The following is an 18,032-nucleotide window of genomic DNA, read 5'->3' on the forward strand; positions in this document are numbered from 1 at the left end:
ACTGGATGAACGACGATGCATCGGTACAGGTCCCACACCTGCGGCGAGCTCCGCTCCTCTGACGTCGGCACCGACGTCCGACTGAGTGGCTGGCTGCACAATCGGCGCGACCTGGGCGGCATCCTCTTCATCGATCTGCGCGATCACTACGGCATCACGCAGCTCGTCGCCCGTCCCGGCACGCCCGCGTACGAGGCCCTCGACAAGCTGACCAAGGAGTCCACGGTCCGCGTCGACGGCAAGGTCGTCTCCCGTGGCACCGAGAACATCAACCCGGAGCTGCCGACCGGTGAGGTCGAGGTCGAGGTCGGCGAGGTCGAGCTGCTCGGCGCCGCCGCCCCGCTCCCCTTCACGATCAACACCGAGGACGGGGTCAACGAGGAGCGGCGCCTGGAGTACCGCTTCCTGGACCTGCGCCGCGAGCGTATGCACCGCAACATCCTGCTGCGTACGTCGGTGATCAGCGCCATTCGTCACAAGATGACGGCGCTGGGCTTCAACGAGATGGCGACGCCGATCCTGTCGGCGACCTCCCCCGAGGGCGCCCGCGACTTCGTCGTCCCCTCCCGTCTGAACCCGGGCAAGTTCTACGCCCTGCCGCAGGCGCCGCAGCAGTTCAAGCAGCTGCTGATGATCTCCGGCTTCGACCGCTACTTCCAGATCGCGCCCTGCTTCCGCGACGAGGACGCGCGCGCCGACCGCTCGCCGGGCGAGTTCTACCAGCTCGACGTCGAGATGAGCTTCGTCGAGCAGGAGGACGTCTTCCAGCCGATCGAGCAGCTCATGACCGAGCTGTTCGAGGAGTTCGGCGGCGGCCGCCACGTCACCTCCCCGTTCCCGCGGATCCCGTTCCGTGAGGCGATGCTGAAGTACGGCTCCGACAAGCCGGACCTGCGCGCCCAGCTGGAGCTCGTCGACATCACCGACATCTTCGAGGGCTCGGAGTTCAAGGCGTTCGCCGGCAAGCACGTGCGTGCGCTGGCGGTGCCGGACGTCTCCGCGCAGCCCCGGAAGTTCTTCGACCAGCTCGGTGACTTCGCGGTCTCGCAGGGCGCCAAGGGCCTGGCCTGGGTCCGCGTGGCCGAGGACGGCTCGCTCTCCGGCCCGATCGCTAAGTTCCTCACCGAGGAGAACGTCGCCGAGCTGACCAAGCGCCTCTCGCTGGCCGCCGGTCACGCCGTGTTCTTCGGCGCGGGCGAGTTCGACGAGGTCTCGAAGATCATGGGCGCGGTGCGGGTCGAGGCCGCCAAGCGGGCCGGGCACTTCGAGGAGGGTGTCTTCCGGTTCTGCTGGATCGTCGACTTCCCGATGTACGAGAAGGACGAGGACACCGGCGCGATCGACTTCTCGCACAACCCGTTCTCCATGCCGCAGGGCGGTCTGGAGGCCCTGGAGACCCAGGACCCGCTGGACATCCTGGGCTGGCAGTACGACATCGTCTGCAACGGCGTCGAGCTGTCCTCCGGCGCGATCCGGAACCACGAGCCGGAGATCATGCTCAAGGCCTTCGAGATCGCGGGCTACGACCGCGAGACCGTCGAGGAGAAGTTCGCCGGCATGCTGCGCGCGTTCCGCTTCGGCGCCCCGCCGCACGGCGGCATCGCCCCCGGCGTCGACCGCATCGTCATGCTGCTGGCCGACGAGCCGAACATCCGCGAGACGATCGCCTTCCCGCTCAACGGCAACGCCCAGGACCTGATGATGGGCGCGCCGACGGAGCTGGAGGAGGCGCGGCTGAAGGAGCTGCACCTGTCGGTGCGCAAGCCGCAGCCGAAGTAGGTCTTCGAGGTCTTTGCAGCCGTAGGTGGCTCGGAACCGGCGTCGGTTCCGAGCCACTTTCGTTTACGGCGCTCATGCAGGGCTCTGACCCAGCTCTTACCCAACCTCCTGACAGGCGCGGTCCCTAGCTTCCCTGCACATGACGGGAAACCACACGGCCGAAGGGCCGAAACACAAGCGGGACCTCACGCGTCGCAAGATCGTCGTCGCCGGTGCGGGAGCCGCCGCCGCGGTGGGTGTGGGCGGCACGTTGGCGGCGGGCGCGTTCGCAGGTGAGACGAAGGGCTCCGCGTCCGCGGCCGCCACCGCGTCGAGCAGCTCGTCGAGCGGTGAGGTCTGTTACCAGCTGACCTCCGAGACGACCGAGGGCCCCTACTACATCGACGCGGACAAGCTCCGCAAGGACGTGACCGAGGACGAGGAGGGCATCCCGCTCACCCTCCGCCTCAAGGTGATCGACTCCGAGACGTGCAAGCCCATCAGGAACGCCGCGGTCGACATCTGGCACTGCAACGCGCTGGGCGTCTACTCGGGATACGAGGCCATGGGCAGCGGCGGGGGCGGCACCCCGCCGTCCGGTGAGCCGACGGGCGAGCCCCCGTCCGGGGAGCCCTCGGGCGCGCCGGGTGGCGGCGGTGGCGGCCACGAGGAGCCGACGGACGACGAGCGCTATCTGCGCGGCACCTGGAAGACGGACCGCAACGGCGTGGTGGAGTTCAAGACGATCTTCCCCGGCTGGTACCAGGGCCGTTGCGTCCACATCCACACCAAGGTGCATGTGAGCGGCACCTGGACGGACGCGGGGTACGAGGGCGGCAACACCTGTCACACCGGTCAGTTCTTCTTCGACGAGGAGTCCGTGCTGGCGTCCGCGGAGGTGGAGCCGTACTCCGCCAACACCACCACCCGCACCACGCTCGACGAGGACACCATCTACCCGGACAACGGGACCGAGGGCGGCCTGCTGAAGCTGAAGTACAAGAAGAACGACATCGCCAAGGGCGTCGTCGCCACGATCACGATGGGCGTCGACCCCGAGGCCACCAACACCGGAACCTGACCGGCGGACGTACGAGGTGCGGGGCGGATGTGTGCAAACACGTCCGCCCCGCATTCACATGTATGGACATCCGTTCAGGCCGTTGACCCTGAAGAGATGCCTCCGTAACGTTCCCCGGGCCCGCCTATGTGATCCACGTTCATGTATGTGTACGATCTAGGGGAGACAACGATGTCGGAAGCCACCCAGGCGTCTGGGATACCCGACGCCGAACGCCGCGCGGTCGGCAAGTTCCTGCGCAGGATGCTGCCGATCCTCGTCCTGATGCTGCTGGTCAACCAGATGGACCGGACGAACGTCGGCTTCGTCCAGGACGAGCTCAGGGCCGACGTCGGGGTGAGCGCCACCGCGTACGGCCTCGGCGCGGGGCTGTTCTTCATCGGGTACGCACTGTTCGAGGTGCCCAGCAACATGCTCCTGGAGCGGTTCGGCGCCCGCGTCTGGCTGACCCGCATCATGATCACCTGGGGCGCGGTGATCGTGGCGATGTGCTTCATCCACAACGTGTGGATGTTCTACGGCCTGCGCTTCCTGCTCGGCGTCGCCGAGGCCGGCTTCTTCCCCGGGGTGCTCCTCTACTTCACCCAGTGGCTGCCCGACTCCAGCCGGGGCCGGGCGAGCGCCATCTTCCTGGGCGGCTCGGCCACGGCGTACATCGTGACCGGGCCCATCACGGGCGCGCTCCTGGAACTGCACGGCGCGGGCGGGATCGCCGGCTGGCGCTGGATGTTCGCGCTGGAGGGGGCCTTCTCGATCCTGGTCGGATTCATCGCCGGCTTCTTCCTCGTCTCCCGTATCCAGGACGCCCGTTGGCTCACCCTGGAGGAGAAGGACGCGCTCAGCGAGGCGGTCGCCCGGGACAAGGAGGCGCGCGACCGCGCCCCCAGGACGTCCCGCCTGAAGCTGATCCTGCACCCCCAGGTCGCCCTGCTGACCGCGGTGTTCTTCGCGATGGCCCTCACCGGGTACGCGATCACCTTCTGGCTGCCGAGCCTGGTCGACGACATCGGCGGGCTGTCGCCCTTCCAGGTGGGCCTGCTCACGGCCGTGCCATGGATCTGCGCGGTGATCGCGATGTACACGATGGCCCACTTCACCGACCGCGCCCCGGACCGCCGCCCGTACCTGGCGATCGCCCTCGTCCTGTCCGCGGTCGGCACCTTCCTGGCCACCCTCGGCTCCCCCTGGTTCGGCCTCGCCGCGCTCACGCTGGCCGCGGTCGGGGGGAAGTGCGCGGCCACGCTGTTCTGGCCGATGGCCCAGTCGGGGCTCGACCTGAGGATCGCGGCGCCGGGGCTCGCCCTGGTCAACTCCATAGGGAACCTCGGCGGTTTCGTCTCGCCGACCCTCTTCGGCTATCTCCAGGACACCACCGGCAGCACCAACGGGGGCCTGTACACCCTCTCCGCGGCCTCCGTCCTCGCGGTGTGCGGGGTGGCGTTCATCCACCGGACGCGGACGGCCGCGCCGTCGCTCCCGGAGACGGCGACGACACGAGCGTGAACGCGGAAGGGGGCGGCCCCGAAGGACCGCCCCCCTCCACCAACGACCTGTCAGGTCAGGGACTTATAGCCGCTCCACCCGCTCGCGATCTGGGTTCGCGAGCCGAACGACCCCTTCCCGTCACCGCTGTTGCGCCACACGTTGCCGCTGGTGTCGCGGGAGACGAGGTCCGGGTGGCCGTCGTCGGTGATGTCCCCGACGCCGACGACGACGTTGTAGCTGCCGCCCCAGTTCGCGAACAGCTTCACCCGGGCGGCGAAGGTGCCGTCGCCCTTGCCGTTGTAGCGCCACAGGGTGTTCGCGGTGTCCTGGGCGAGGAGGTCGGGCTTGCCGTCGCCGGTGATGTCACCGACGCCGACGATCTTCTTGTAGCCCTTCCAGTTGTCGTAGAGCTTCACACGGGCGGCCAGCTTGCCGTCGCTCGTGCCCTTGTAGAGATAGACCGCTCCGGTGGACGAGTTCCGCGCGATCAGGTCCGGACGGCCGTCACCGCTCACGTCACCCGGCGAGGTCAGCACGTTGTACTGCGTCCAGCCGCTGGTCGCGAGGGTCGTGTACGACGTCGACGGCTTGACCGCGGCACCGCAGCCCGGCTTGTACAGGCGCAGCGCGCCGCTGCCGTACCGCACGAGGACGTCGTTGCAGCGGTCGCCGCTCAGGTCGCCGAAGGGGACGGCCAGGACGGTGGTGGCCCAGCCGGTGCCGGTGTACTTGTCGCCGAACTTGCCGGTGCCGGTGCCGCTCTGGAAGGTCAGGCCACCGGAGGAGTTCAGGGTGAGCAGATCGCCGCGGCCGTCCGGGCCGTCGGGGCTGACGAAGTCGCGGCGGACCGGCGCTCCGCGCTGGAGGAAGGCCTCGCCGGTGGTGACCGTGTTCTCCGTGGCGGCGGCGAGGCCGGTCGCCTTCAGCGTCCACTTGAACCAGCCGTTGGGGAAGTAACTCCCGTCGGCTGTCTTGCCGTTCCAGGACACCGACACCCGGTCCGGGGTCGCGCCGCCGGTGAGCGTGCGGGTGGCCTTGCCGGTCGCGCCGCTCTGCACGGAGGTGAGGGTGAGCGACCAGGAGGTGACCGGGCGGGACAGCACCCAGTCGGCCTCGAAGGGCACGTTCGGGGCCGCGTAGCTGCCGGCCGACGTCTCGAAGGCCGTCACGGCGGACGGGGCGATGCCGGTGGTCGTGACGTGGGTGCGCTCGTAGTCGTCGAACCAGGCGACCAGTCCGGTGTACTCGTCGACCGTCCAGCGATAACGGCGGTCCGCCGTCAGGCCGTTGGCAGCCAGGTCGGAGGCGATCACCCGGGTGCTCCCGGTGGCCGCCTCGGTGAGGACCAGGGTGTGGGCGGTGTGGTCGTGGCGGACGGTGAAGCCGTCGCCGAGCAGCACGTCACCGGGGGCGACCGCCTTCGACGTACCGGCCTTGGTGTCGTACACGCCGGCCGAGTCCGTCCCGCAGGCCCAGTACACCCAGCGGCCCGCCGCCTGCAGTTCGCTCGGCACACAGGCCAGGCCCGGCACGGTCACCGTGGAGAGCGTCTTCGCCAGCGGGATGCTGTACGAGGTGAGCTTGCCGACGGTGGTGGTGGCGCTCCAGAGGGTCGAGCCGTTCAGAGCGGCGGCACGGACGGTCCGCTTCAGCTTCTGGCCCTGGCCGAACTCGCCCACGTACTGCGCCGGCGTGGTGCCGCCGGAGTTGTAGACGGCGTAGTCGTCGGAGACGTCCACGATCGCGCCGCCCTGGCCGCCGAAGTCCAGGTAGTGGCCGCCGATGGCCTTGAGCCGGTCGTCGCCGAGGCTCTCGCCCTCGTCGGTGCCGCCGTTCGTGTCCAGGTAGACGTCCTCGGCGGAGAGGTTCCCCCACAGCGCCGCGCAGGTGGTGCCCGCGTACGGGCAGACCGGCCCGTACATCGAGCCGCTCTCGGTGGCGGCGGACGCCGTCAGCGCGGTGGAGCCGTCGGTGGTGAGGGTGCGTACCGAAGTGGTGTCCGTGGTGGTACTGGCCGGGTCGTCCTCGGCGACGCGCAGGCTGCCGCGGCTGAGCGCGATGCCCGTCTTGGCGTTCTCCACCGCCGGGGCCTGCCGGACCTTCTCCAGCTTCAGCGTGCCGTCCTCGGCCTGGCTGACCCGCTGCACCCACCAGTCGGTGGCGTCGGCGCCGCCCGTGACGAGGGCGCCGCCGTCGGCGGTCTCCAGCGCGTACTCGCCGGCGCTCGTCAGCAGGGTCTGCTGCACCGAGGGGTCGGTGACGCTGACCGCGAGCAGCTTGGAGCCGAGGTCACGGGAGGACAGCGGCAGCAGCAGCCAGTCGCCGACCAGGACCGGGTCACCGTCGAGCGCGCCGGGGTGCGCGGGCAGCTTGACGAGCTGCTCGGCGGCGGTGAGGTCGGCGCGGGACTTCAGGTGCAGCTCGGCGGTGCCCTCCTGGTACCAGCCGACGCGGTCCTCGCTCATCACGTAGTGCGAGGCGTAGGTGGCGTCGGAGAACACATTGGTGTTCACGGCCGAGGCGACGTCGATGTAGCCGATCCTGCTGGTGTCGACCGACCAGAGCACGCCCGAGGAGTCCGCGGCGAGGACGTCGTCGCTCCCCACGGCCGTCGGATCACCGGTCACCTCGCGGGCGTGCCACTCGCCGTCGACCTTGTCGATCAGGGAGTAGGTGGTGACGACCGTGTCCCCGGCCAGGGCCCGGTAGTAGCCGTGCGTGGTGGAGCCGGGCCAGCTCAGGTTCCTGGCCGTGGCCGTGGCCGGGTCCCAGAGGGTGACGGTCGAGGACGTCACCGACGACGACGGCAGGGCGACCAGGTCGCCGTCCGACCCGTACCAGGCCGGACGGCACTCGGAGTCGATGTAGTAGCACGTCGAGGACGGGGCGTAGACGCTGCCGTCGGCCTTCTTGACGGTGACGGTCCGACCCGTCGCGTAGTCGGTCCATTGCATTCCGGTCCTGCCGGTCTGCCGGTGCAGGAAGCCGCTGTCGCCGGCCACGTACGGGCGGTCGGTCCGCGGTGTGGTGGTGCTGGGGTCGACCAGCGTGATCGCGGTGGTGTCGGCTTCGGCCGCTTCCGCGGAGCCGCCGCCCTCCGACAGGACGACGACGGACGCGGCCGCTACGGCGACCGCGAGTGAGGAGACGGCGGCGGCCAGCCCGCCCCGTCTCAGGGCGTGTCTGCCCACGTGAGGTTCCCTCCCCTACGAGGGCCCGTGCCCTCGCACAAGTGGCCGGATCTTATCAGGGGCGGGGAGTGGGGAGGAGTGGTGTTCGCGCAGGTGAACTGGGGGGCTCAGGACGGAAGACGGCCGAATATCCACCGTCACCGCCACCGGCCTCGCCGCCCTCCTCCAGGGCGCCGTCACTCATCCCCGTCCGTCGGCGGCCTGAGCGCCTCCTCCTCCAACAGCCGCTCCGCGATGTCGTCCGCCCACGCCCGGGCCCACCGGCGGATCGTGGGAACCGACTCCGCGTCCAGGCCGCCCACGACGAACTCCCCGTCGTGCAACAACTCCGTGGCCTCCAGGCGGGACTGGAGGTCCGCCAGGTCGAACTCGTCCCAGGCGTGGCGGCGGCCCAGTTCCTCAAGGTCGGGGTAGCTCCAGTGGGCCGCGGCCAGATAGACGTCGGCGAGGTCGCGCGCGGCACCCCGGTCGGTCACGGCGCGGACCTTCGTGCCGATGAGGTCCTCCAGGGAGAGGGCCGGGCCGGGGCCGGTCGTCACCGGGGGCCGCCAGAAGGTCTCCTTCAGCAGGTCGACGGCACGTTCCTCACCCGTGTCGGGGTCCGTGACGAGCAGCCGGGCGGAGAGCGGGTCGGTCTCCAGGGGACGTACCCGCCAGCCGCGTTCCGTCAGGCCGTGCCGGACCATGGCCGCGATCTGGTCCATGGGCTCGGGGTGTTCGGTCGCCACCTCCACCGACCGCACCTGCCGGGCGGTCAGGCCGTGCGCCCGGACCGCGCAGTCGCCGGCCAGGACGAGCGGGTAGCGGGCGCCGACGGCGAGGACGTCGGGCAGGAGGTCGCGGTGCGGGGGCAGCATGGTGGCCCCGATTATCGCGGTCGGGCCGGGTTCGGCCCGGTCCGGCGTGCCGTCGGCGTGCGGATCCGTGCACCCGAAAGACGGGCGGCCCGCGTTGTCACACTCTCCCGCTGCCCGGCGTCAGCCCTTTGACGGACGACGGAGACACCGTTCCGCCGCCGCACCAGCCTTCACTCGCCGAGGAGCCCGCCATGTACGCAGCCCACGTCGTCCTCACCGTCCTTGCCGCCCTGCTGGCCGGCTTCTCCGCCGCCGTACTGCTCATGCGCGCCGAGTGGATCGTGCGGGCGCTCACCGACTACCGGGTGCCCCGCTCGTGGTGGACCTGGCTCGGGCTGGCCAAGGGCGCGGGTGCCGTGGGACTGCTGGTCGGTCTGTTCGTGCCGGTGATCGGGGTGCTGGCCGGTATCGGGCTGGTCGTCTACTTCACCGGCGCCGCCGTGACCGTGGCCAGGGCCCGTTGGTACGGGCACATCCCGTACCCGCTCGTCTACGCCGCCCCCGTCGTCGGCGCCCTGGCGCTCGGCATTGTCGCCTGACGCCGGGGAGAAGCGATCCGGGCCGGTCGGGGACCTCCCCGTCCGGCCCGGATCACGCTCTGCTGCCCTGCTGCCCTGCTGCCCTGCTGCCCTACTTCGCCACGAACTGCGTCAGGATCGCCTGCACCTCGTAGATGTCGACGCCCTTGGTGAACGTCTTCTCGATCGGCGTCGGCGTCCCCGCGACCCAGATCTTCAGCTCGGCGTCCAGATCGAAGGTGCCGGCGGTCTCGACCGCGAAGTGCGTGATGCTGCGGTAAGGGATGGAGTGGTACTCCACCTTCTTGCCGGTGATGCCCTGCTTGTCGACCAGGATGAGACGACGGTCGGTGAACAGGATGGTGTCCCGTATCAGCAGGTACGCCGCGTGCACCTGCTCACCGTGCCCCAGCAGACGCGCGTAGTCCTGCTGCGCCTGCCCCTGGTCGATGGTGTGCGCGTTCCCGAAAAGTGCCATGAATGGATCCCCCCACTTGATGGCCTTGCGTGATCTTCGCAATGTATAGCGCCTCGGGGGTGTCCAGGCATAGAGGCGTAAACGATCAGGTGTCGTACGAACCGTCCCAGGGTGCACCGAAACCCAGGTTGTCCGGATGGAGCTCGGCCCACGCCTCGTCCTCGTCCTCCCCCGTCACCAGGCCGAACAGCACGCCGTCGACGGTGAGTTGGAAGGGACGGATCGCGATGTCCGTGTACGTACGGCGCGGGAGGCTGCGCAGCCGGGTCGCGAGGTGGGCCCGGGCGCGGGCGAGCACCGAGTCGGGTCCGTGCGGGGCGCGCTGCTGCTCGGCCCAGGTGCCCGCGCACCAGATCTCCGAGTCGCGGTACCTGCCCTCGGAGTCGAAGGTGTGCAGGACCGAATAGAGGCGTTTGTGCTCTTCCCAGCCGGTGTCGAGGTCGAACCCCTTGGAGAAGGCGTAGATGACCGACCCCATGAACTGCCCGTCCGCGTAACAGCCGATCGCCTCGGTCCGGCCGTGCGGCTCGTAGGCGATCGGGATGACCTCAGGGACTGCCATGGCGGAAACCATACGGTCGTGAAGGGGGACATGGTGGCGGTGGGGGGCGATCGATGCCAACCCAATGGGCAACATCCGCGTGATGTCCGCGACTTGACCACCGTTCAGCCAAAAAATTCACGGCAACCTTTCCGATCTCCGCGACCACGAAGGAATCGGAAGCCCGCTCACGCGGGCCCGCTCGCCGGTGCGCGAGCCTCACCGAAGCACGTAAGGACTCATTTCGTGGCAGCCCCTTCCCACCGCCCCACCCACCGCCGTTCCCTCCGCAAGCGCCGCACCGTCGTCGTCACCGCCGCCGTTGCCGCGGCCGGCATCGGTGCCGGTGTCCTCGTGCTGAACGCGAACGCGGGCGCGGTCGACCTGTACCACCGGTCCCTGCCCGCGAAGGACGGCTGGGCGGCCTCGGGCTCCGGTACGACGGGCGGCGCGAAGGCCGACTCCGCACACACCTTCACCGTCAGCACCCGCGCGCAGCTCGTGAAGGCGCTGGGCTCGGTCTCCGACACCACGCCCCGGATCATCAAGGTCAAGGGCACCATCGACGCCAACACCTCCGACGCCGGCAAGAAGCTGACCTGCGCCGACTACTCCTCCGGCACCGGCTACTCGCTCTCCGCCTACCTCAAGGCCTACGACCCGGCGACCTACGGCAAGAAGGCGCCGTCCGGCACCCAGGAGAACGCCCGCAAGGCCGCCGCCGACAAGCAGAAGAAGAACATCGTCTTCCGGGTGCCCGCCAACACCACGATCGTGGGCGTCCCGGGCACCAACGCCGGAATCAAGGGCGGCAGCCTCCAGGTGCAGAACGTCAAGAACGTCATCGTCCGCAACCTCACCTTCGCCGACACCCAGGACTGCTTCCCGCAGTGGGACCCGACCGACGGCTCGGCGGGCGAGTGGAACTCCAACTACGACTCCGTCACCCTGCGCGGAGCGACCAACGTCTGGGCCGACCACAACACCTTCACCGACGCCCCGGCCTTCGACAGCGCCGAGAAGTCCTACTTCGGCCGCAAGTACCAGGTCCACGACGGCGCCCTCGACATCACCAAGGGCTCCGACCTGGTGACCGTCGAGCGCAACCTGTTCAGCAACCACGACAAGACGATGCTGATCGGCAGCAGCGACACCGACAGCACCGGCAAGCTGCGGGTCACCATCCACCACAACGTGTGGAAGGGGATCGTGCAGCGGGCGCCGCTGGCCCGCATCGGCCAGATCCACCTCTACAACAACGTCTACGACACGACCACGCTCAACGGCTACGCCCCGAAGTACAGCATCGACTCCCGCGCAAAGGCCCAGGTCGTCGCCGAGCACAACGCCTGGAAGCTCCCGTCCGGCGCCAAGCCCGCCAAGCTCCTCAGCGGCGACGGCACCGGCTCCCTCGCCGGCACCGGCAACCTCGTCAACGGCACGGCGACCGACCTCGTGGCCGCCTACAACGCCGCGAGCTCGAAGAAGATCAAGACGACGGTGAACTGGAAGCCGGCGCTCACGGCGGGTCTGCAGACCTCCGCGAAGAACCTGGTGACGGAGCTGGCGACGACGGCGGGGGCCGGGGTCCTCAAGTAGGCAGCGACCGACCGCACGGACAGGGCCCGGGAAGACTGCCTTCCCGGGCCCCTGTCTGCTGGTTGCCGCCGTGTGCGTTACGCCGTCGGCTTCTCCTCCAGGCGCGGGAAGAGGACCGCGCCCTTCGTGACCGTGCTACCGGCCGGGAGCGTGCCCCATTCGCCGGCCTCCTGGACCTTCTGGTCCGCGAGGGCGCCGAGGGAGGCCTCCGCGCCCAGGGAGTCCCAGAGCTTCCGGGAGGTCTCCGGCATGACCGGGTTGAGGAGGACCGCGACGGCACGGAGGGACTCCGCCGCCGTGTAGAGGATGGTGGCGAGGCGCGCCTTGCCCTCGTCGGAAGTGTCCTTGGCGACCTTCCAGGGCTCCTGCTCGGTGATGTAGCCGTTGACCTGCTTGACGAAGTCGAAGACCGCCAGGACGCCGCCCTGGAAGTCCAGCTCCTCGCCGATCTTCCGGTCGGCCTCCGCGACCGCCTTGGCCAGACCGTCGTGGATCGCCTTCTCGGCGTCGCCGTCGGCCGTCGCCGCGGGCAGCTCGCCGCCGAAGTACTTGCCGACCATGGCCGCCACGCGGGAGGCGAGGTTGCCGTAGTCGTTCGCCAGCTCGCTGGTGTAGCGGGCGGAGAAGTCCTCCCAGGAGAACGAGCCGTCCTGGCCGAAGGCGATCGCACGCAGGAAGTACCAGCGGTACGCGTCCACGCCGAAGTGCGAGGTCAGGTCCTGCGGCTTGATGCCGGTCAGGTTCGACTTGCTCATCTTCTCGCCGCCGACCATCAGCCAGCCGTTGGCCGCGATCTTGCCCGGCAGCGGGAGGCCGTTCGCCATCAGCATGGCCGGCCAGATGATCGCGTGGAAGCGGAGGATGTCCTTGCCGACGAGGTGGACGTCGGCCGGGAACGTCGACTCGAACTTCTCCGGGTTCTCGTTGTAGCCGACCGCCGAGGCGTAGTTCAGCAGCGCGTCGATCCAGACGTAGATGACGTGCTTGTCGTCCCACGGGATCGGGATGCCCCAGTCGAACGTCGAGCGCGACATGGACAGATCCTGCAGCCCCTGCCGCACGAAGTTCACGACCTCGTTGCGCGCGGACTCGGGCTGGATGAAGTCCGGGTTGGCCTCGTAGTGGGCGAGCAGCTTCTCGGTGTACTCGCTCAGCTTGAAGAAGTAGTTCTCCTCCTGGAGGAGCTCCACCGGCCTCTTGTGGACCGCGCACAGCTTCTGACCCGCGTACTCGCCCTCGCCGGCGAGCAGCTCACCGGGGAGCTTGTACTCCTCGCAGCCGACGCAGTACGGGCCCTCGTAGCTGCTCTTGTAGATCTCGTTCTTGTCGTACAGGTCCTGGACGAACTCCTGCACACGGTCGGTGTGCCGCTTCTGCGTGGTGCGGATGAAGTCGTCGTTCGCGATCTCCAGGTGCTCCCAGAGGGGCTTCCAGGCCTCCTCCACGAGCTTGTCGCACCACTCCTGCGGAGACACTCCGTTGGCGTTCGCGGTGCGCATGATCTTCTGACCGTGCTCGTCCGTGCCGGTGAGGTACCACACCTTCTCGCCGCGCTGACGGTGCCAGCGGGAGAGCACGTCGCCTGCGACGGTCGTATAGGCGTGGCCCAGGTGAGGAGCGTCGTTGACGTAATAAATGGGAGTCGAGACGTAGAACGCCTTCGCATCTCCGGACTCGGGTCCCCTGGTCTGCATGCTCAGCAAGCGTAATGGCGGGCTTCACAGACGGTCGGGTGTGAGTGACGTGCAGGCTACCGCGCGTTCTTCGGCTCTCTCGGGTGGGAACAGGAGTGCGCGGGACGAACGCGTGACCTTTCCGGGCGGTGCTCGTTGGCCGTGGTGACGCGGATCTTTGAGCCGGGAGGGGCGGGGCGGCGATCCGCGCTCGGCTGCGGGCCACGGAGGCGGATGCCACCGTGCTGCGAGAGGTCGGGGCGTTCCTCGGTTCACTGGCCGCCGGTGATCTGGCAGTGCGTGTCAGGCATGGGACGGCTCATGACACAGGCGTATGGGCGAGCCGCAAGCGGGACCTGACCGGTGCCTCGTCGGCACGCTGGGCGGGCAGCATCACCAAGGCTGTGAATGATCAGTGGGCACTGGCGCGGCGCGGCCAGATGGCCGGGATGGCGTCGCTGCGGGGACAGATCGCCTTGATCGAGGCGAGGCCGGCCCGGCCGCTTGGGGCAAAGGCCAGTAAGCGGGACGCAGTTCCGCGCGGGTACGGCTCGCGGACGGTGTGGCATGCCAAGTCCCGCCGCCTGTACGCGCTCAAGGACCGGCTGGCGGTGCTGGAGGCGGACTGGGCGGCGGGCCGAGTGCACGTGGTGCGTGGCGGCAAGCGGCTTGCCCACCTGCGCCATCACCTGGACCAGGCTGGACTGAGCCAGGACGCGTGGCGGGAGAGGTGGCAGGCGGCGCGGATGTTTCTGGCGGCGGACGGGGACTCCAGTAAGCGCCTGGGCAACGAGACCATCCGCATCACTGATGCCGGCCAGGTCTCGATCAGGCTTCCGGCTGCTCTGGTTCACCTGGCCAATGCCCCGCACAGCCGGTACGTGCTGGACGCGAGCGTGAACTTCAGACACCGGGGCGAGGAATGGCGGGACCGAATCATCGCGAAGCGGGCGGTGGCCTACCGTATCCACTTCGATGTCCTCCGGGGCCGCTGGAGCGAAAGCGGGTGACCTGGGGGGTGCCCCCACGCCCTTAAGGCAGTGGGGGAGTGCTCAACACCGTTCGGGGTACGCGGCTGAGCAGCAGTCCTGGCAGCAGGACTCACTTCCGCTCAGTCTTCAGCAACGGTGACTGACGTAGAACGCCCGTTACGCCGCTTCGCCGCCGAATCGTGCCGTGTATACCTCCAGGTCCTCCTCCGTGATCTTCGCGAAGAGGACCGGTGGGACGGTGAAGGGCGTGCCCGCCGGGACGGAGGCCAGTGCTTTGGCCTCCTCGGCGGTCACCCATGTTGCCGTGTCGTGCTTCAGGTCGAACGCGCCGCGCATGGCCGCCGAGGACGTCGGGATGAACGGCTCAGAGATCACCGCGTACAAGTGGATGAGGTTCATCGCCGTACGAAGAGTGAGGGCCGCGCCCTCGGGGTTGGTCTTGATCTCCAGCCAGGGGGCCTTCTCCTCGAGGTAGGAGTTGCCGGCCGACCACAGGGCGCGCAGGGCTGCCGCCGCCTTGCGGAACTGGATGGCCTCCATGTGCTCCTCGTACTCGGCCAGCAGACGGGCGATCTCCTCGCCCAGCCTCGCCTCCGCCTCGCCGGGCTCGGCGCCCGCCGGGACCTCGTCGCCGAACCGCTTGCGGGAGAAGGACAGGACGCGGTTGACGAAGTTGCCGAGGGTGTCCGCCAGGTCCTTGTTCACCGTGGCCGTGAAGTGCTCCCACGTGAAGGACGAGTCGTCCGACTCGGGGGCGTTGGCCATCATGAAGTAACGCCAGTAGTCGGCGGGCAGGATTTCCAGCGCGTCGTGCGTGAAGACGCCGCGCTTCTGCGAGGTGGAGAACTTGCCGCCGTAGTAGTTGAGCCAGTTGAAGGCCTTGATGACGTCGACCTTTTTCCACGGCGCGCGGGTGCCCAGCAGGGTCGCCGGGAACATCACGCTGTGGAACGGGACGTTGTCCTTGCCCATGAACTGTGTGTAGTGGACGTCCGAGGCCGACTCCCACCACCACGAACGCCAGTCGCGGTTCTCCGGGTCCTGGTCCGCCCACTCCTTCGTGGAGCCGATGTACTCGATCGGGGCGTCGAACCAGACGTAGAAGACCTTGCCCTCGGCGGCCAGGTCCGGCCAGGTGTCGGCCGGGACCGGGACGCCCCAGTCCAGGTCACGGGTGATCGCGCGGTCGTGCAGGCCCTCGGTGAGCCACTTGCGGGCGATGGAGGAGGCGAGCACGGGCCAGTTGTCGGCGCGCTCGTCGACCCACGCCTCGACCTCGTCGGCCAGCACTGACTGGAGGAGGAACAGGTGCTTGGTCTCGCGGACCTCGAGATCGCTGCTGCCGCTGATCGCCGAGCGGGCGTCGATCAGGTCCGTCGGGTCCAGGACGCGCGTGCAGTTCTCGCACTGGTCGCCGCGGGCCTTGTCGTAGCCGCAGTGCGGGCAGGTGCCGATGATGTAGCGGTCGGGGAGGAAGCGGCCGTCCGTGATCGAGTACACCTGGCGGATCGCGCGCTCCTCGATGAAGCCGTTCGCCTTCAGTTCCCGCGCGATCTCCTGCGTGATCTCGTGGTTCTGCGGGGACGAGCTGCGGCCGAAGTAGTCGAAGGCCAGGTTGAAGCCGTCGTAGATCGCCTTCTGCTGGTCGTGCGCCTGCGCGCAGAACTCGTCGACCGGGAGGCCCTGTTCCTTGGCGGCCAGCTCGGCGGGGGTGCCGTGCTCGTCCGTGGCGCAGATGTACAGGACGTCGTGCCCGCGCTGGCGCAGGTACCGGGAGTACACGTCCGCCGGGAGCATGGACCCCACCATGTTGCCCAGGTGCTTGATCCCGTTGATGTACGGAAGGGCGCTGGTGATGAGGTGTCGAGCCATCGGGGGCTGCTCCCATGTCGGTCGTTTTGTGAACCTTGAAATCGTAGCCGACATGGGTGGGCCGCCCGCTTCCTGTTTTAAGGGGTGGGAAGGGGCGGCCGTGGGCGGGGGCGGTGGTTGGGCTGCTCCCGTCGGCTATGGGCGCCAGTTCGCCAGGATGCCCTCGAAGACCTGCTTGTCGGTCAGCTCCAGCGGGGTCTCGCCGGCCAGGAAGTGAGCGGTGTTGTCCGTTTTGAGCTTGCGGAGGTAGTCGAAGGCCTTGTTCTCGGGGTCGCCGAAGGCGACGAAGGAGAAGAACACGGAGGGGTGGTTCTTCGCGGCGTCCGTGAGGGCCTGGGTGGCGGGGGTCTTGGCGTCGGGGGCGCCGTCCGTCTGGAAGATCACCAGGGCGGGGGTGTCGGGGGCGGTTTTCTGGTGGTGGGAGACGACCTCGTCGACGGCCACGTGGTAGCTCGTACGACCCATGCGACCGAGGCTCGCGTGCAGCTCGTCGATCTTGTTCTCGTGCTCGGTGAGGGTGAGCTCGCCGGTGCCGTCGAGCTCCGTGGAGAAGAAGACGACGTGGACCGTGGCCTCGGGGTCGAGGTGGGCGGCGAGGGCGAGGGTCTGGTCGCCGAGGGCCTGGGCGGAGCCGTCCTTGTAGTACGGGCGCATGGAGGCGGAGCGGTCGAGGACGAGGTAGACCTTGGCCTGGGTGCCGGTGTGGCCGAGCTGGTCGAGCGTGGTGCCGGCGGACTTGTAGGCGGTGAGCAGGCCCGGGGGGAGGGTGGGGGCCGTGTCGGTGGGGGTGGGGGTGGGTGCGGCTGTGGGTGCGGTTGTGGCCTCGGCTTCGCCTTCGGCGTCCGTGTTCCCACCCGCACCACCCGTGCTGCTTTCGTCGTCGGCTGCGAGTGGCCCCTGTGGGGCCTTCCCGCCGTCGGCGTCCGCGGGCTCGTCGGTCGCCTGGGCGGTCGCGGGCTCCGTGACCGTTTCAGCGGCGGCCTCGGCGGCGACCGGCTCGGGGATGGGCTCCGCGGCGACCGGCTCGGGGTCGGGGTCGAGGGTGACCTCGGCCTCAGGCGCCTCGGTCTCAGGGGCCTCGGTCTCAGAGGCCGGCTCCGGCGTGACCTCGGCGCTCGCCTCCGACTCCGGTGCCGACTCGTCCCCCGCCGCGACCGACGCGGACCCCTCAGCCACCGGCTCCTGCTCGGGCGCCGACTCGTCCAGCACGGGCGCCTCGGCCGGCGTCTCCGTCGCGGGCTCTTCCGCGACGGCCTCTTCGGCTGCTGGCGTCTCGGCGACGGGCTCTGCCGCGACGGGCTCCTCGGCGTCAGGCGTCTCCGCGAGGGCGTCTTCGGCTGCTGGCGTCTCGGCGACGGGCTCTGCCGCGACGGGCTCCTCCTCGGCCGGCGCCGGGGCCTCCGCCGCGACGGGCTCCTCAGTCGCGGGCGTCTCCGCGACCGGCTCCTCGTCGGCCGCCGGCTCCGTCACCGGCTCCTCGGCCGCCACCGGCTCCTCGGCCGCCACCGGCTCCGCCGGCTTCGGCACCGTGACCTTGTCGAAGGCGGCCGAGACCAGCTCGTGCTCTCCGTCCTCCGCCTGTTCGGTCCGGTCGGTCCTGTCGGACTTGTCGGTGTTGTCGGCCTTCGGGGCCGCCTCCGGCCTCGTCGCCTCTTCCGGTACCCGCGGTTCCGGCACCTGCGCCGCAGCCGTCGGCTGCGGTTCCGGAGACGGAGACGGGACTGTGGCCTGCGGTTCCGGCGCGGGAGTCGCACCCTCTGCTTCGGCGGTACGCCCCTTACGTGACCGGCCGAACGCGTTCCGCAGGAGAGTGAGAATGCCCATGTGCGCAACCCTTCGAGTGAGTTGATGCCCGTAGATCCCTGGCCAGGACGGACACGTAAGGTTAGCGGCCCCAGATGGTGATCTTGGGGAGGGGCGGACACCGAAGGGCCTCGTACGTCAAGGGCGGCATCGCGCCGAGTCCGGACGGAGGGCCAACTCCGGT

12 protein-coding genes and 1 pseudogene are annotated in these 18,032 nt (G+C 69.2%); 6 read left to right on the forward strand and 7 right to left on the reverse strand.

Annotated features, from left to right (window positions below; translation table 11 throughout):
- Nucleotides 1–15: 15 nt before the first annotated feature.
- The 3 genes from aspS to ABIE67_RS24275 all read left to right on the forward strand — a co-directional run bounded on the left by aspS (nt 16) and on the right by ABIE67_RS24275 (nt 4,342).
- Entirely contained in the window at nt 16–1,779 is a 1,764-nt protein-coding gene (gene aspS / locus ABIE67_RS24265) for an aspartate--tRNA ligase (RefSeq protein ID WP_370260873.1), read from the forward strand.
- 139 nt (nt 1,780–1,918) lie between these two features.
- Entirely contained in the window at nt 1,919–2,839 is a 921-nt protein-coding gene (locus tag ABIE67_RS24270) for an intradiol ring-cleavage dioxygenase (RefSeq protein WP_370260877.1), read from the forward strand.
- Between the two features lie 171 nt (nt 2,840–3,010).
- Nucleotides 3,011–4,342: an MFS transporter gene (locus tag ABIE67_RS24275; RefSeq protein ID WP_370260879.1), complete on the forward strand. Its 1,332-nt coding sequence runs from the start codon at nt 3,011–3,013 to the stop codon at nt 4,340–4,342.
- 50 nt (nt 4,343–4,392) lie between these two features.
- Here the strand turns inward: ABIE67_RS24275 and ABIE67_RS24280 are convergent, their stop codons facing one another.
- Together ABIE67_RS24280 and ABIE67_RS24285 are read right to left on the reverse strand one after the other, a co-directional pair.
- Nucleotides 4,393–7,515 (reverse strand): FG-GAP repeat domain-containing protein, encoded by a 3,123-nt coding sequence (locus tag ABIE67_RS24280; protein ID WP_370260881.1) that lies wholly within the window; start codon nt 7,513–7,515, stop codon nt 4,393–4,395.
- Between the two features lie 176 nt (nt 7,516–7,691).
- Nucleotides 7,692–8,372: a nucleotidyl transferase AbiEii/AbiGii toxin family protein gene (locus ABIE67_RS24285; protein ID WP_370260885.1), complete on the reverse strand. Its 681-nt coding sequence runs from the start codon at nt 8,370–8,372 to the stop codon at nt 7,692–7,694.
- 191 nt (nt 8,373–8,563) lie between these two features.
- Here ABIE67_RS24285 and ABIE67_RS24290 point away from each other — a divergent pair, with 191 nt between their 5' ends.
- Nucleotides 8,564–8,911, forward strand: coding sequence for a DoxX family protein (locus tag ABIE67_RS24290; protein WP_370260890.1), 348 nt, complete (start codon nt 8,564–8,566; stop codon nt 8,909–8,911).
- Between the two features lie 91 nt (nt 8,912–9,002).
- On the opposite strand, the gene ABIE67_RS24295 is transcribed toward ABIE67_RS24290, so the two are convergent.
- Both ABIE67_RS24295 and ABIE67_RS24300 read right to left on the reverse strand, forming a co-directional pair.
- Nucleotides 9,003–9,368 (reverse strand): PH domain-containing protein, encoded by a 366-nt coding sequence (locus ABIE67_RS24295; RefSeq protein WP_370260894.1) that lies wholly within the window; start codon nt 9,366–9,368, stop codon nt 9,003–9,005.
- Between the two features lie 85 nt (nt 9,369–9,453).
- Nucleotides 9,454–9,930, reverse strand: coding sequence for a hypothetical protein (locus ABIE67_RS24300; RefSeq protein WP_370260898.1), 477 nt, complete (start codon nt 9,928–9,930; stop codon nt 9,454–9,456).
- Nucleotides 9,931–10,155: 225 nt separating this feature from the next.
- Here ABIE67_RS24300 and ABIE67_RS24305 point away from each other — a divergent pair, with 225 nt between their 5' ends.
- The gene (locus ABIE67_RS24305; protein ID WP_370260901.1) at nt 10,156–11,508 is read left to right on the forward strand and encodes a polysaccharide lyase family 1 protein; all 1,353 of its coding nucleotides are present in this window, start codon (nt 10,156–10,158) and stop codon (nt 11,506–11,508) included.
- A 77-nt stretch (nt 11,509–11,585) separates the two neighbouring features.
- On the opposite strand, the gene metG (ABIE67_RS24310) is transcribed toward ABIE67_RS24305, so the two are convergent.
- Nucleotides 11,586–13,202, reverse strand: a complete 1,617-nt coding sequence (metG, locus tag ABIE67_RS24310; RefSeq protein WP_370260904.1) for a methionine--tRNA ligase — start codon at nt 13,200–13,202, stop codon at nt 11,586–11,588.
- A 428-nt stretch (nt 13,203–13,630) separates the two neighbouring features.
- Between metG (ABIE67_RS24310) and ABIE67_RS24315 the strand changes: the two are divergent.
- Nucleotides 13,631–14,176 (forward strand): annotated as a pseudogene (locus ABIE67_RS24315) (IS200/IS605 family accessory protein TnpB-related protein); the annotation flags it as partial.
- Between the two features lie 153 nt (nt 14,177–14,329).
- Here ABIE67_RS24315 and metG (ABIE67_RS24320) read toward each other — a convergent pair.
- Complete coding sequence (gene metG, locus ABIE67_RS24320) at nt 14,330–16,045, reverse strand: methionine--tRNA ligase (RefSeq protein WP_370260907.1); 1,716 nt, start codon at nt 16,043–16,045, stop codon at nt 14,330–14,332.
- Nucleotides 16,046–16,180: 135 nt separating this feature from the next.
- Nucleotides 16,181–17,869: a VWA domain-containing protein gene (locus ABIE67_RS24325; protein WP_370260912.1), complete on the reverse strand. Its 1,689-nt coding sequence runs from the start codon at nt 17,867–17,869 to the stop codon at nt 16,181–16,183.
- Nucleotides 17,870–18,032 lie beyond the last annotated feature (163 nt).

Origin of the sequence: Streptomyces sp. V4I8 (assembly GCF_041261225.1) — a bacterium.
Lineage (GTDB): Bacteria > Actinomycetota > Actinomycetes > Streptomycetales > Streptomycetaceae > Streptomyces.

Bases quoted from the DNA above. Each gene is read 5' to 3' on its own strand.
- aspS (WP_370260873.1), top strand. From the start codon at position 16: ATGCATCGGTACAGGTCCCACACCTGCGGCGAGCTCCGCTCCTCTGAC.
- ABIE67_RS24270 (WP_370260877.1), top strand. From the start codon at position 1,919: ATGACGGGAAACCACACGGCCGAAGGGCCGAAACACAAGCGGGACCTC.
- ABIE67_RS24275 (WP_370260879.1), top strand. From the start codon at position 3,011: ATGTCGGAAGCCACCCAGGCGTCTGGGATACCCGACGCCGAACGCCGC.
- ABIE67_RS24285 (WP_370260885.1), bottom strand. From the start codon at position 8,372: ATGCTGCCCCCGCACCGCGACCTCCTGCCCGACGTCCTCGCCGTCGGC.
- ABIE67_RS24290 (WP_370260890.1), top strand. From the start codon at position 8,564: ATGTACGCAGCCCACGTCGTCCTCACCGTCCTTGCCGCCCTGCTGGCC.
- ABIE67_RS24295 (WP_370260894.1), bottom strand. From the start codon at position 9,368: ATGGCACTTTTCGGGAACGCGCACACCATCGACCAGGGGCAGGCGCAG.
- ABIE67_RS24300 (WP_370260898.1), bottom strand. From the start codon at position 9,930: ATGGCAGTCCCTGAGGTCATCCCGATCGCCTACGAGCCGCACGGCCGG.
- metG (WP_370260904.1), bottom strand. From the start codon at position 13,202: ATGCAGACCAGGGGACCCGAGTCCGGAGATGCGAAGGCGTTCTACGTC.
- metG (WP_370260907.1), bottom strand. From the start codon at position 16,045: ATGGCTCGACACCTCATCACCAGCGCCCTTCCGTACATCAACGGGATC.
- ABIE67_RS24325 (WP_370260912.1), bottom strand. From the start codon at position 17,869: ATGGGCATTCTCACTCTCCTGCGGAACGCGTTCGGCCGGTCACGTAAG.